Raw genomic sequence first — 13698 nt, 5'->3', positions numbered from 1 at the left:
CCTCAGCCCAGTGCGCGGACGGCCCGCAGGGCCTCCTTGCGCACCGGCCCTTCGAGCGTGTCGATGTAGACCTCGCCGTTCAGGTGGCCGGTTTCGTGCTGGAGGCAGCGGGCGAAGTAGCCGGTGCCCTCGACGCGGACGTCCCGGCCGTCCCGGTCCTCGCCCTCGACGACCGCGCGGGCGTGGCGCGGGGTGGGGAAGCGGTGGCCGGGGAACGACAGGCAGCCCTCCTGCTCGACCAGCAGCTCGCCGTCCGCCTCGACCAGCCGCGGATTGACGACGTGGCCGGTGTGGCGGCGGCCCCGGTCGTCGGCGCAGTCGTAGACGAACACGCGCAGCGGGACGCCGATCTGGTTCGCGGCGAGTCCCGCGCCGCGCTGCCGCTGCAGCGTGGCGAACATGTCGTCGATGAGGCGGTGCAGGGAGTCGTCGAAGGCCCGGACGGGGTCGCAGGCGGTGCGCAGCACCGGGTCCCCGAGCAGGCGGACGGGTCGTACGGCGGCCATGACAGCAGCGTAGGACCCCGACGCTCCCGGTACGAACCCGACAAACCCGGCGGTAAGCGGCCCGTGCCCCCGCCGCCGGCCCCGCTTCGGATCGCGTCCCGGCGACCCCGACCCCGACCCCGACCTCACAGCCCGGCCACCGCGAGCCGAGCCCGCGCCTCCGCCCCCTCCGGCGCGCGGCAGAACGCGAGCGCGCCGCCGTCCCCCTAGGGCGGGGGCGGCGGCGCGGGGTTTGTGGCTCGTGGGTCAGTCGCGGTCGTCGGACGGCGGTTCCGCATCGACGATCGTGGCGGGCTGGACGGGCTTGACATGCGGCGTCATGGACGGCTCGGACGTCCTGTCGTCCAGCGGGGACGGCGCGGACCCGGACGGCCCGGACGGCCCCGACGGCCCGGACGGACCCGACGGCCCGGAGACGACCGAAGGCCCCGACGGGCCGGCGGGAGCGGGCGGCGCGGGCGGGGCCTGCCGCGGAACGCTCGGCACGGGCTTGGCGACGACCGGCTCCGGCGGGACCGCCGGGCCGGGGCCGGAGGCCGGGGCGGGCGGTTGCGCCTGCTGGGGCATCGGGCGCTTGCGGGCCGGGGCGCGGACGGCGTCCTCGACCATCTTCTCCAGCGGTCCGGCCTCGTTCTCGGCGGTGAGCAGCCGGTGCAGCGTCTCGGAGATCTCGGTGAGGCGCTGGAGGGCCTGGGTGTGGTTCTTGGTGAGGTGGTTGAGCCGCTGCGTCGCGCCCTCGTTGATCACGTTCGCGCGGCGCTCGGCGGAGGTGAGGGTGCGCTCGGCCTCCAGGCGCGCGCTCGTCACCGTCTGCTCCGCCTCCTGCTTGGCCGCCGACAGGACGCTGTCGGACTCCTTCTTCGCCGAGGCGAGCACCTGGTCGGCCTTCTCGCGCGCGTGCGCGAGGTCGCGGTCGGCGTGCCCCCGCGCCTCCTCGACGATGCGCTGCGACTCGTGCTCGGCTTCCTTGCGGATCTGGGCGCCCTTGGCCTCGGCCTCGTTCAGCTTCTCCTTCGCCTCGTCCTCGGCGAGGTTGATGATCTGGCGGAGCCGGTCGGACAGGTCGTCGCCGGTGGGCTTGCGCGCCTCCCGGACCTCGGCCATCTCGCGGCGGGTGCGCTCCACGTCGTCGAGGGCGCGGGCCAGCCGGGCCTCCAGCTCGCGGATCTGGTTCTGGCTGCGGGCGATGAACTCGTCCACCTGGCGGCGGTTGTAGCCGCGCATGACGATCTCGAAGGATTCCTCCCGCAGGAGGTTCGGCAGGATTTCCGCGTCGTTGCTCATGATGCCTTGGGGGTCGGTGGCGGGGGGTGAGGATCACCCCTTGGGGATCGGGGACGGCTCGAGGAAGTTCGGCATCGACTGTTGTCCGGTCCACCCCATTCGCGCAACCGGAATGCCGTTCTCGCTGCCGTTTCTTAACCTGAGCCAGAAGGACAAACTATCCAATCTGCGGAAATTTCGTGGGCACGACCCCCGGCGTCGGGCGCGTCCCGCCGCGTCCGGTGAACGGGCCGCGTCCTACGATCGCCGCATGACTTACGTGGGTGCGCTGGACGACGACGAGCCCGAGATCCATCCGGACGCCTGGATCGCTCCCGGCGCGGTCGTGGTCGGCCGCGTCCGGCTCGGCCGCGACGCGAGCGTCTGGTACGGCTCGGTGCTGCGCGGCGAGGACGAGGAGATCGTCGTCGGGGCGGAGTGCAACATCCAGGACCTGAGCTGCCTGCACGCCGACCCGGGGATGCCCGCCGTCCTGGAGGACCGGGTCAGCCTGGGCCACAAGGCCATGGTGCACGGCGCGCACGTCGAGACCGGGTCGCTCATCGGGATCGGCGCGATCGTCCTGAACGGCGCGCGGATCGGCGCGCACACGCTGGTCGCCGCGGGCGCGCTCGTCCCGCCCGGGAAGAAGATCCCCTCCGGCGTCCTGGTCGCGGGCACGCCGGGAAAGATCATCAGAGAGCTGACCGACGACGACCGCGCCGTTCTCGAGTACACGCCGGACGTCTACCGGAAAAAGGCGCAGCGCCACGCGCGCGCGACCTGGCGGGGCTGAACGGACGGCCCGGAACCCGGTTAGCAGAGCCAGTGGACGGTGGCAGGGTTGGGGGTTCCTTGACGCGGCTACGATGACCACGTGGTGTGGGGAGCGGGACGAGGGCACGCCCCACCGCCCGGGCAGGACCCGTTCGCGGCGGCCGAACGGGACACCAGGGCGATGGTGGCCGCGGGGTGGTGGCGGTCTGCGCCGCCGCAGCAGCGCCAGCACGCCATCGCCGGACGCATGCTCGCCCTCCCGGACGGCACGTGGTGGCTGTTCGGCGCGTGGGCGCGCTGGTACCGGCTCCAGCCGTCGGACGGCCAGTGGTACCTGTGCCCGCCGCCGCACTCGCCCGCCGTCCGCGCCGGGGCCCGGCCCGCGCAGTACGCCGGCGGGCAGGCCCCGCAGCTCCCCCCGCACGTGGTGCCCGCCGGTCCGGACTTCTCCTACGACCCGTCGCCGTCGCTGACGTTCGTCCGGCGCGGGTTCGCCGCCGAACTGACGAGCCGGATGCGCAGCACGCTGGCCTCCGCCGCCGCGCTGACGCCCGAGGAGTACCCGCACGACGGCAAGACCTTCTCCGCGCGGACGCCGTCCACGGTCGCCGCCGCCTGGGGCGTGATGCTGTGGTGCGCCGCCGCGCCCGCGTTCGACTCGCGCCACGACCCGCAGATGACCGGGCTCTGGAAGCGGTACCGGACGCAGCCGCTCCCCGACGTGGACGGCCCGCGCTGGCTCACCCCGCCGCCGCTGTCCCAGCTCGTCGGCCTCTACGCCGAGCGCCTGCGCGCCGGACGCGTCGACTCCGCCGTGGTCGTCCTGCGGACGATCTGGGCGACCGCGAGCGCGCTGCGCGACGACCCCCGCTTCCAGGCCCGCGGTGACGCGCTGCTCGCGATGGCGGGCGCGACCCTCGAGAACCCGACCGTGGACTACGGCGCCCTGCCCTACGGCGACGAGGCGATCGTCCAGCAGTGGCTGACGCGCTGCCCGCCGCACCTGGTGCCCGCGCTGCGCAGCGAGAGCTCGCCGGGCGACAGCTTCCGGCACGCGTTCTACACCTTCGCCGAAGCGGTCGCCGACATCACCGGCGACGCGTCCGACCCGGCCTACATCGAGCCACGCATGGTCGCCGCCGCGCTGCTCGCCGCCGACCTCGCCGTCGTGCGCGAGGACGTCGCCGCCTCGATCGTCCCGTGGCTGGACCCGGAGATCCGGTACACGGTGCAGGCCGTGATGAGCCGTCCGGGGCATCCGCTGCGGCGGCTCTGGCCGGACGACCTGACCCTCGCCGAGCCGCTGCGGTCGGCGGTCGCCGCGTCCGGGGAGGGCGCGGACACGCTGCTCGCCGCGATGTACGAGCTGGACCTCGCGTGGTGCCGCCTCGCCGGGGGGATGCCCGCGCGTCCGCGCGGATTCCCGACGCCGAACGCCATCGTCGCGGGCATCATCGGCCCCGAGCGCACGCGCGCGACCGCGCGCACCAGCACCGGTCTCGCCGTGCCGAAGCAGCACGCGCCCGCCCAGCCGCCGTCGCCGTTCGGACTGGCCGTCCAGCCGGCGCAGCCGGGCCAGCCCCCGCAGCCCCCTCAGCCGCCGTACGCGCCGCCAGGAGTCGCCGTGCCGGGCGCGGGGGAGCCCCCGCAGCCCTACGGCCAGCCCGCCTCTCCGGCCGCTTTCGGCCAACCCGGCCAATCCGGCCAGCCCGGCCAGTTCGGACAGCCAGGAACGCCCGGATACCCGCCGCAGGACGGTTCGCCGGGCGCCTTCGGCCAGCCGGGCATTCCAGGGCCCCCCGGTCAGCCCGGCCAGCCTGGTCAGCTCGGGCAGCCGCCGCAGCCGTACGTCCAGCCACCGGCGAACCAGGACCAGCCGTTCGTCCAGCCGCCCGCGCAGGCCGACCGCGCGTTCGCGCAGCCCGCCCCGCCCGCCGACCCGCACTTCGGCCCGCCCGGTCCGTCCGGGCCGCCTGGTCCGTCCGGTCCGCCCGCCGTTCCGTCCGTGCCGAAACCCGCCTCCGGCTCGAAGGACGACCAGGAGAGCTTCGCCCCGCCCTACACGGCCCTCGGCTACCAGCCCTCATCCCCGCCGCCGGCTGCGTCCGCTCCTCCCGGAGCCCTGTACGGCCCGGCCTCGGGCGGCGACCAGCCAGGGCCCGCCGCGTTCAACCAGTACGGGCCGCCCCAACCCCGGCGCGAGGATGTCGACGCCGCGACGAACCCCGACAGGTCGTCCCCGAAGAAGGACGACAAGGACGGGGAACTGCACCCGCCGTACACGGCCCTCGGTTACGCGCCGTCCGGCATGGCGGGCGCCCAGCCGCCGATCCCGCCCTACGCGCAGGAGCCGGTCAGCTCCTACGAGCAAGGCATGCCCAAGGCCCCCGGCTACCCCGACGCGCCGGGCTACCCCGATGCCCCCGGTTACCCGAACGCGCCGGGCCAGCCCAACGACTACCCCCAGCCTTCGCGCGCAGGCGGCCCGCCGAGCGAGTACGGCCAGTCCGCAGGCGGCCCGCCGAGCGAGTACGGCCAGCCCGCAGGAGGACCGGCGAACGAGTATGGCCAGCCCGCAGGCGGTCCGCCCAGCGAGTACGGGCAGGCCGCGGAGGGACCGGCGAGCGAGCGAGGGGCGGGGAAGGTCGATCCGCATGGGACGCGGTTCGATGAGGCTCCGGGTATGCGCCGGCCGGGGCCGTCCGGCAAGGGGAATCCTCGTACGCGCGTGATGGGGCCGGACGACGCGTCCTCCGGCGGGACGCCGAAGAAGGCGGATCCGCCCGGCACGCGCGTGATGTCGGAGACGATGATTGGGGGGTTCGACTTCCTCGACCGGACGCCTTCGCCGGAGCGTCCGGTGCACGAGATCCCGCCGCCGAGCGACCGCACCGAGCGGCGCGTCGTGGAGCGGTACGGGATCGGGTTCGTGTCCGGCGCGCAGGACGCCGGGGAGCTGCTGGACGCCGTCCGCGAGCAGACCGAGCAGTTCACGGCGGCGCTGCCGCGCGAGGACGCCGAGGCCACGCGGGTGGACGCGGCGTCCGGCATCCGGCGCGGGGTGCCGAGCGTGCTGCTGGTCGGCGCGCCGCACACCGGGCAGCGGCGGCTCGCGCGGATGATCGCGCTGACGCTGGCCGAGGCGGGTCTCGGCGACGGGACGGTCCGCGCGCACGACGCCGACGACGTGCGCGAGTCGGCGTCGGGCACGGCGTCCGGCGGGCCGCCGAAGACGGTCGTGGACGGCGTGGCCCCGCCGACCGCGGCGGACCTGATGAAGCAGGTGCTCGGCCAGCGCGGTCCGGCGATCCTGTTCGAGCGGCTGGACGCGGCGCTGTTCGGCGCGTCCGACGCGGCGGCGTTCGTGACGGCGGTGCGGCGGGCGCGGCGCGACCCGGCGTGCGACACCGCGCTGATCGCGACCTGCGAGCCGTCGGCGTACAAGCGGCTGCTCGCCGACCATCCGCGGCTGGTCGAGACGTTCCGCGTGTACCGGCTGCCCGACCTCACCGATCCGGAGAACCGGCTCACGCTGCTGCACCTGCTCGCCGACGAGCGGCGCGTCACGGTCGGCGGCGCGGCGCTGGAGACGGCGCGCGAGGACCTGAACCGCCTGCGCGGCCCCGGCGACCTGGTCAACGCGCGGCTCGTCGAGACCTACCTCGACACCGCGTGCCAGCGGCATCTGGAGCGGGCGGGCGCGTCGCGCGACCGGCTCGTCCTGGACGTCCAGGACCTGCACGGCATCGCCGAGGGGCTGGAGCCCGCGCTGCGCCCGCCCGGCGACATCGACGGCTACCTGCGGCAACTGGACGCGCTGCGCGGCCTGGGCGACGTGAAGCACACCGTGCGGGAGCTGATCGAGGAGGCGCGCGTCGCCGCCGACCGCGCGCGGTACGGGGTGACCGAGCACCGGCCGCTGCACCTGGTGCTGGCCGGGCCGCACGGCACCGGGAAGGCGACGGTCGCCGGGCTGGTCGGCGGGATCTTCGCCGCGCTGGGCCTGCTCGGGTCGGGGCACGTGGTCGCGTGCCGGCCCGCCCACCTGACCGGACGCGACCGGTACGACACCGAGGCGCGGGTGCGCGGCATGGTCGACCAGGCGATCGGCGGTGTGCTGCTCGTGCAGGAGGCGCACCTGCTCGACCGCGTCCCGGAGGTGGTCGCCGAGCTGCGGACGGTGCTGCGCCGCGACGGCCACCGGCTGCTGGTCGTGTGCTCCGGACCGTCGGACGAGCTGCACGGCTTCCTCGCCGCGAACCCGGACTTCGGCGAGGAGTTCGGCCGGGTCGTCGAGTTCGAGGGGCTCAGCGACCGGGAGCTCGTCGGGCTGTTCCAGTCCTACGCCGAACGCGACCTCTACATGCTGGACGAGGAGCTGCGGGTCGAGCTGCTGGCCCGGTTCGAGCAGCTGCGCGGCGACCCGTCCTTCGGGTACGCGCGGACCGTCCGGGAGCTGTTCGAGGCGACCATCGCGCGGCAGGCGGCGCGGCTCGCGGGCGCGGACGTCGACGCGTCCACGGTCGCGCGGCTCACCGTGGGCGATCTTCCGGAGACGCGTCTGGAACGGATGATGGGCGGTCTCCACGAAGGTTACCGACCGTCCGAACTGGGCGGTTGACGCGCGCGGGCGTGATCGTCTGACCCGGCCGGGCGGGGCCCGCATCATCCGCGCGGACCAGGGAAGGTACCGGACGGGAGTGGTCCCCGAATGGCCCTCTTGGGTCATGCGTCCCGGCGGACCGGGACCGTACCCTTGACGTGGGCAGTGGGTGCGGCCCGTCCCTGTGGGGAGACGGTGTTCCCGCGGGCGGCGGACGCGAATCGCAACCAGGAGGTGGACGCGGTGCGCCAGCAGAATCTCGACCTGCGCGTCCATGACCGGGTCGCACTGGACGAAATCGAGCTCTACGCCGAGATGCTCAGCGCGGTGGCGGCGGCCGAGAAGCCGCTGACCCTCGCCGAGATCGACATGGTGCTGGGAGTCCGGTCTGACCGCGATCCCGGTCTTCGGGAGCTGTCCGCGCACGAGTAGCGGCGGCTCTTCGGCAGGCCAACCGGTGCCGGACGTCCCAGCGGACGCCCGGCACCCGCCTTTGACGGCACCCTCCCTCGCCGACGCCTTCCCCTGAGACGGCGCCCTCCCCTGAGACGGCGCTCTTCTCTTCGACGGCGTTCCGCCCTCGACCGGGCGCTCTTCCCCGACCGGACGCTTTGGCTCCGACGGGGCGTTCTCCCCCTCGACCGGGCGCTTTCGCTCCGACGGGGCGCTTCCCCCCTCGACCGGGCGCTTCCCGGACGTCTGAGGACGTTCCTTCGCCCGTTCCGGGCCACTTCCGCCCCTCCTGTAACCAAAATCACTTCCGGGTCCGCGTCACGCTCCGTGACGGCCCGCCAGGGCGGCACATCCCGCTGGACAGGGCTGTGTGTCGCGGGTGTGCATGTCGTGATCTAGGGCAACCTTGTAGGTGAGAGGATGGGGGACGGCGGTCGAAGCTGGGGCGAAAGTTCTTTTTACGGCCGGTTGCGCCTACGATCCTCAGCGGACTGTTCCGGCATCTCAGGAGAACGACGTGCGCTTGCGTCTCACGCCGCGTGAGGACAGCTTCTACGACATGTTCGCCGATTCGGCGAACAACCTGGTCACCGGCGCCAGGTTGCTCGTGGAGCTCATCAGCGACGGCACTGACCGGGAAGCGGTCGCGGAGAAGATGCGCGCCTGCGAGCACGCGGGCGACGAGGCGACCCACGCGATCATGCGGCGGCTGAACGAAACGTTCATCACGCCGTTCGACCGCGAGGACATCTACCGCCTCGCGTCGCAGATCGACGACGTGATGGACGAGATGGAGGAGGCCGCCGACCTCGTCGTGCTCTACAAGATCGACGAGTTCCCGAAGGAGATCGTGCACCAGGTCGAGGTCCTGGAGCGCGCCGCCGAGCTGACCGCCGAGGCGATGCCGCGGCTGCGCTCGATGAAGGAGCTCAACGAGTACTGGATCGAGATCAACCGGCTGGAGAACGAGGGCGACCGGGTCTACCGCAAGCTGCTGGCGAAGCTGTTCTCCGGCGACTACGACACCCTGACCGTCCTGAAGCTGAAGCAGGTCATCGACCGGCTGGAGGAGGCGGCCGACGCGTTCGAGCACGTCGCCAACACGGTCGAGACCATCGCGGTCAAGGAATCATGAGCACTCCCGGCGAACCGGGCGCGGTCCTCACCAGGGAGTCCGCGCCCGGCGAGGACCCGACGCTGGCCGAACAGGTCCGCCGGGGCCCGCACCGCTTCTGGTACGCGCTGCCCATCGGGCTGCTCGTGGTCATCCTGCTCGGCGTCACGGGGGTGCGGGCGGAGTCGCAGATCGCGATGCTCCTGCTCGTCGTCCTGGTGTCGCTGACCTTCGACTACACCAACGGCTTCCACGACGCCGCCAACGCGATCGCCACCGCGATCTCGACGCGCGCCCTCACACCGCGCGTCGCGCTGCTGATGGCGGCCGTGATGAACATGGTCGGCGCGCTGCTCGGCGTCCAGGTGGCCAAGACGGTCAGCGAGGTGATCACCCCGCCGGCGGGGCTGCACGGGCTGACCGTGGTCGCGGCGGGCGTGATCGGCGCGATCGCGTGGAACCTGATCACCTGGTACTTCGGGCTGCCGTCGTCGTCCTCGCACGCGCTGATCGGCGGCGTGGTCGGCGCTGGCCTGGCGTCGGCGTCGTCGGTGGCGTGGGCCAAGGTGGTCGACAAGGTCGCGATCCCGATGGTGATCTCGCCGATCGTCGGGTTCGTCGCCGCGTACGGCGTGATGCTGGCCATCCTGTGGATCTTCCGGAGGAAGAACCCGAGCAAGGTCGGCCGCCGGTTCCGGATCGCGCAGACGCTGTCCGCCGCGTCCCTCGCGCTCGGCCACGGCCTGCAGGACGCGCAGAAGACGATGGGCATCATCGTCCTCGCCCTGGTCACCACCGGCCACTCGGACGGCAAGGGCGTGCCGTGGTGGGTCATCGTGGCCTGCGCGGGCGCGCTGTCGGCCGGGACGTACGCGGGCGGCTGGCGCATCATGCGCACGCTCGGCCGCAAGGTCATCGAGGTGGACCCGCCGAAGGGGTTCGCCGCGGAAGCGACGGCCTCGGTCATCCTGTACCTGACCGCCTACATCTGGCACGCTCCAATCTCCACCACGCACACCATCACCGCCTCGATCATGGGCGTGGGCGCGACCAAGCGGCTGTCGGCCGTGCGCTGGGGCATCGCCGGGAACATCGTGGTCGCGTGGGTGCTGACGATGCCCGCCGCCGCGATCGTGGCCGCGGTCGTCTACTACCTCGTCCACTTCTTCGGAGCCTGACCCCGGCGAGTTTCCGGAGCCGGACTCCCCGACTCCCCACCTCCCGACTCCCCACCTCCCGACTCCCCACCTCCCGACGAAACGTCACGAGGGCCGTCCCCACCCGGGGACGGCCCTCGCTGCTTCCGATCGCGGGCTACTTGCCGGAGATGCGGTCCAGCGCCGGCGGGTGGACGGGCGAGTGCGAGCCGAAGTAGCTCACCAGCGCGTCCAGGTCGATCGGGCCGAGCACCTGGTCCTTGCCCTGGGTGAGGACGGTGAAGCCGTCACCGCCGCCGAGCAGGAAGTTGTTCGCCGCGATGCGGTAGGACGCCGCCGGGTCCACGGCCTTGCCGTCGATCGTGATGTTCGAGACGCGGTCGCCGACCGGCCGGGTGCGGTCGATGGTGAAGCGCAGCCCGGAGGACGGCTGGAGGATCTTCTCGCCCGCGCTCGTCCACTGCTGCTCCAGCAGGTCGTCGAGCTGCTTGCCGGTCAGCGTCGTCACGCCGGTGACGTTGCTGAACGGCTGGACGGCGAACGCGTCGCCGTAGGTGACCGTCCCGTCGTTCTTGTAGACGAGGTCGGTGCGGACGCCGCCGGGGTTGGTGACGGCGACCTGCGCGCCCTTGTCCTTGACGGCTTCGAGCTGCGCGTCGGCGATCACGTCGCCGAGGGTCGTCTCGCCGGCCGGGCTCTGCGCGCGGGTGAGGTCGGCGGTGATCGTGCCGATCTTCTTGTTGGCGATCGGCGCGACCCGGTCCTTCCAGGTCTGGACGAACGTCTCGGTCGCCGGGTCCGGCGGGACGTCGCGGGTGACGACGTGGTTGACGCCCTTCAGGGACGACCGGACGATGTCGTCGGTCCGCCGGTCCACCTGGAAGTCGACCTGGGAGATGATGCGGCCGAAGGACGAGCCGGAGGAGTACAGCCGCGGCCGGCCCTGCGGGTCCTTGACGGTGCACATGTACTGCTGGTGGGTGTGCCCGGACAGCACGACGTCGATGTCCGGGTCGGCCTGGGTGGCGATGCGCGTGCCCGCGCCCGGTACCACGCCGCAGTCGTTCGGCTTCTCGCCCTGGACGACCTGGTCGCCCTCGTGGACGAGCAGCACCATCGCGTGCACGCCGCGCTTGCGCAGCTCGCGCGCGGACCGGTTCGCCGAGGCGACCTCGTCGTCGAACTTCAGGCCCTTGATGCCGTCCGCGGTGACGATGGTCGGCGTGGTCTTGGTGACGACGCCGATGAAGCCGATCCGGACGCCGTTGATCCGGCGGATCGTCCACGGCTTGATCGCGGGCTTGTTCGTCTTCTCCCTGAGCACGTTCGCGCCCAGGTAGTCGAACTTCGCGCCCTTCCACGGCCCGGCGGGGGAGCAGCCGTCGACCGGGTGGCAGCCGCCGTTCTGGATGCGGAGCAGCTCGTTCAGGCCCTCGTCGAACTCGTGGTTGCCCACGGCCGACGCGGTCAGGCCGATGTCGCCCATGAACTCGACGGACGGCTCGTCGTGGTAGGCCGCCGAGATCAGGGGGGACGCCCCGATGAGGTCGCCTTGCGCGACCTTCAGGGTGTTGCGGTCGGTGAGCCGCTTCATGTGCGCGGCGATGTAGGCCGCGCCGCCCGCGGGGACGGACTTGCCGTTCTCGTCGATGGCCGTGCCGGAGCTGCCCGTGGGCGGCTCCAGGTTGCCGTGGAAGTCGTTGAGCGCGAGCAGCCGCACCGGCACGGTCCTGCCGTGGTGGTGGTGCGAGGGGGTGGCCCCGGCGGGCTGTGCCGCGAGCGCGGTCACCGCGACCGCGGCGGTCGCCGCTGCCGCCAGGGTGAGACGAGGTCGGATCATGGCAGGGAACCTAACGGCCCGCCGCATCGCCTTCCATACCGCCCAATGACGGTTTCGTGACGTTTTGTCTGACCGGACGGGCCGCCTCCGGATCCGAGGCCCGCACGAGCCCCGCGATCTATCCAGTGATCACTGGTAATAAGCCAGCGTTCACTGTCATGATCGAGGGCGTGATCCTCCTGGGCTGCGTCCTGGTCGCCGGCGCGCTGGTAGCGCGCACCCTCCTGCTCCGCCGCCGTCTGAGCGCGCTCGGGCCGCTCCCTCCGGCCGCCTCGGATACTTCGGGGTATCGGCTCGCGACCGCGCGCGGCGTGCCGGTCCCGCCCGAGGTGTTCGAGGCCGCCGCCGCTCACGCGACGCGGCACGGGCTGGACCTCGTCGATCTCGTCCCTGGCGACCTCCAGACCACCGAGGCGCTGGATTTCGCGCGATCCGCCGACCCGCGCACGCTCCGCCTGCCGGGTCCCTGCCTCGGACGCGGCGCCGGTTACGCGCTGTTGCTCTCCGCCGACCTCGCGGCCCGGCTTTCGCCGTCCGGGCTCGCGTCGCTGGGGCCGGGGGAGATGGCCGAGCTGACCGTCCGGGCCCGGCAGTACGCGCGACGCGCCGATCTCGTGCTCGCGCCCGTTCCCTCGCGGCGTGATCTGGACGGACGGCGGACGTGGCTCACCGCGCTCTGCCTGACCGTCCCGCCGCAGATGGCCGTGCCGCTCGGTCTGGCACGCGCGACGGCGGGATGGCTGCTCGTCGCGGCGTGCCTGGCTGTTGACCCGCGCTGGGGTCTGCTTCCCCTGCTCGCTTACTGTGCGGTTCCGTACGTCCTCACCCTGGGGACGTCGGTGAGGCCGCGCGACCGCTTCCTTGCTGCGGCGACGCGTCCGCTGCACGTCCCGTGGGTGTGGTGGCGGACGCTGCGCGCGCCGCTCAGCGAATGGGAACGGCATCGGGCGGAACTTCGCGAGAAGTCACGCGTCTGGCACGAGGCGCGCATGGACCGTCCGATGTTCGAGGCACGCCGTCCGGACTGCCCGTGGTGCGGGTCGTCCCGGCTGCGCGTCCACCTCGTCACGCGCGACACCCTGATGGTCAAGCCCGGACGGTTCGTCCTGGAACGCTGCGACGCGTGCGGGCACGTCTTCCAGAACCCGCGCCTCGCCCCGGCCGGGCTCGACTTCTACTACAGAGACGTCTACGACGGGCTCTCGGCGGCCAGCACCGAGCACATCTTCAGCGGGCAGACCGGCTGGTACCGCGCCCGCGCGGAGCTCGTCGCCGCCCACGCCCGCCCTGCCACCTGGCTGGACGTCGGCGCGGGGCACGGCCACTTCTGCGCGGCGGCGGCCGAGATCCTGCCGGACACCGCCTTCGACGGCCTCGACCAGTCCGCCGGGATCGAGGAGGCCGCGAGGCGGCGATGGGTCCGCCGGGCCGTCCGGGCGGAGTTCCGCGACATGGCCGCCGACCTGGCCGGACGGTACGACGCCGTCTCGATGAACCACTACCTCGAACACACCGCCGACCCGTCCGCCGAGCTCGACGCCGCCGTGACCGCGCTCGCGCCCGGCGGCCATCTGCTGATCGAGCTTCCCGACCCGGAATCCCGGGTCGGACGCGTCCTGCGCGGCTACTGGATCGCCTGGCTGCCGCCGCAGCACCTCCACATGATCCCCATGCGCAACCTGACGGAAGCCCTCACCGCCCGAGGGCTGGAGATCGTCGCCACGCAGCGCCGGGGCGTCCGCGAGGAACCCGACTTCACCACCGGCGCCCTGCTGTTCGCGAACGTCCACGGACCCGACCCGCACCGGCCGTGGGCCACCTCCGGCCAAACCGCTCGCGCGCGCCGCGCCGCCGCCTACGCGGCCACCGTCCCGCTCCTGGCGCTCGCCGTGGTCACCGACGTGATCGTCCGGATCGTCCGGCCGGGAACGAGCAACGCCTACCGCGTCCTCGCCCGCAAACCGCCCGCGGCCGGGACATAAACT

Annotated in this window: 9 protein-coding genes; 6 read left to right on the top strand and 3 right to left on the bottom strand. The window is 72.9% G+C overall.

Features of this window, described 5'->3' with window-relative positions; all coding sequences use genetic code 11:
- Positions 1–2: 2 nt before the first annotated feature.
- Complete coding sequence (gene def, locus ACFPCY_RS36685; protein WP_378263254.1) at positions 3–506, bottom strand: peptide deformylase; 504 nt, start codon at positions 504–506, stop codon at positions 3–5.
- A gap of 246 nt (positions 507–752) precedes the next feature.
- The gene (locus ACFPCY_RS36680; protein ID WP_378263252.1) at positions 753–1790 is read right to left on the bottom strand and encodes a DivIVA domain-containing protein; all 1038 of its coding nucleotides are present in this window, start codon (positions 1788–1790) and stop codon (positions 753–755) included.
- Positions 1791–2040: 250 nt separating this feature from the next.
- Here ACFPCY_RS36680 and ACFPCY_RS36675 point away from each other — a divergent pair, with 250 nt between their 5' ends.
- The 5 genes from ACFPCY_RS36675 to ACFPCY_RS36655 all read left to right on the top strand — a co-directional run bounded on the left by ACFPCY_RS36675 (position 2041) and on the right by ACFPCY_RS36655 (position 9894).
- The gene (locus ACFPCY_RS36675; protein ID WP_378263250.1) at positions 2041–2565 is read left to right on the top strand and encodes a gamma carbonic anhydrase family protein; all 525 of its coding nucleotides are present in this window, start codon (positions 2041–2043) and stop codon (positions 2563–2565) included.
- 81 nt (positions 2566–2646) lie between these two features.
- Positions 2647–7167, top strand: a complete 4521-nt coding sequence (locus ACFPCY_RS36670) for an ATP-binding protein (RefSeq protein WP_378263248.1) — start codon at positions 2647–2649, stop codon at positions 7165–7167.
- Between the two features lie 225 nt (positions 7168–7392).
- The gene (locus ACFPCY_RS36665) at positions 7393–7581 is read left to right on the top strand and encodes a hypothetical protein (protein WP_378263246.1); all 189 of its coding nucleotides are present in this window, start codon (positions 7393–7395) and stop codon (positions 7579–7581) included.
- Positions 7582–8119: 538 nt separating this feature from the next.
- Complete coding sequence (locus ACFPCY_RS36660) at positions 8120–8737, top strand: DUF47 domain-containing protein (RefSeq protein WP_117355747.1); 618 nt, start codon at positions 8120–8122, stop codon at positions 8735–8737.
- On the top strand, positions 8734–9894 hold the full coding sequence (locus tag ACFPCY_RS36655) for an anion permease (RefSeq protein ID WP_465251251.1): 1161 nt from the start codon (positions 8734–8736) through the stop codon (positions 9892–9894). The genes ACFPCY_RS36660 and ACFPCY_RS36655 overlap by 4 nt, the downstream gene beginning before the upstream one ends.
- Positions 9895–10030: 136 nt before the next feature.
- Here ACFPCY_RS36655 and ACFPCY_RS36650 read toward each other — a convergent pair whose 3' ends face one another.
- Positions 10031–11713 carry a bifunctional metallophosphatase/5'-nucleotidase gene (locus ACFPCY_RS36650; RefSeq protein WP_378263243.1) on the bottom strand — a complete coding sequence of 561 codons (1683 nt, stop codon included), beginning with the start codon at positions 11711–11713 and terminating at the stop codon, positions 10031–10033.
- Between the two features lie 158 nt (positions 11714–11871).
- On the opposite strand from ACFPCY_RS36650, the gene ACFPCY_RS36645 reads away from it, so the two are divergent.
- Positions 11872–13695, top strand: coding sequence for a class I SAM-dependent methyltransferase (locus ACFPCY_RS36645; RefSeq protein WP_378263241.1), 1824 nt, complete (start codon positions 11872–11874; stop codon positions 13693–13695).
- The last annotated feature ends 3 nt before the right edge of the window (positions 13696–13698 follow it).

Origin of the sequence: Actinomadura gamaensis, from assembly GCF_042652125.1 — a bacterium.
Lineage (GTDB): Bacteria > Actinomycetota > Actinomycetes > Streptosporangiales > Streptosporangiaceae > Spirillospora > Spirillospora gamaensis.
This window is presented reverse-complemented; position numbering and strand designations above follow the sequence as displayed.

Coding starts and splice junctions, on each gene's coding strand:
- def (WP_378263254.1), bottom strand. CDS start 506: ATGGCCGCCGTACGACCCGTCCGCCTGCTCGGGGACCCGGTGCTGCGC.
- ACFPCY_RS36680 (WP_378263252.1), bottom strand. CDS start 1,790: ATGAGCAACGACGCGGAAATCCTGCCGAACCTCCTGCGGGAGGAATCC.
- ACFPCY_RS36675 (WP_378263250.1), top strand. CDS start 2,041: ATGACTTACGTGGGTGCGCTGGACGACGACGAGCCCGAGATCCATCCG.
- ACFPCY_RS36655 (WP_465251251.1), top strand. CDS start 8,734: ATGAGCACTCCCGGCGAACCGGGCGCGGTCCTCACCAGGGAGTCCGCG.
- ACFPCY_RS36650 (WP_378263243.1), bottom strand. CDS start 11,713: ATGATCCGACCTCGTCTCACCCTGGCGGCAGCGGCGACCGCCGCGGTC.
- ACFPCY_RS36645 (WP_378263241.1), top strand. CDS start 11,872: ATGATCGAGGGCGTGATCCTCCTGGGCTGCGTCCTGGTCGCCGGCGCG.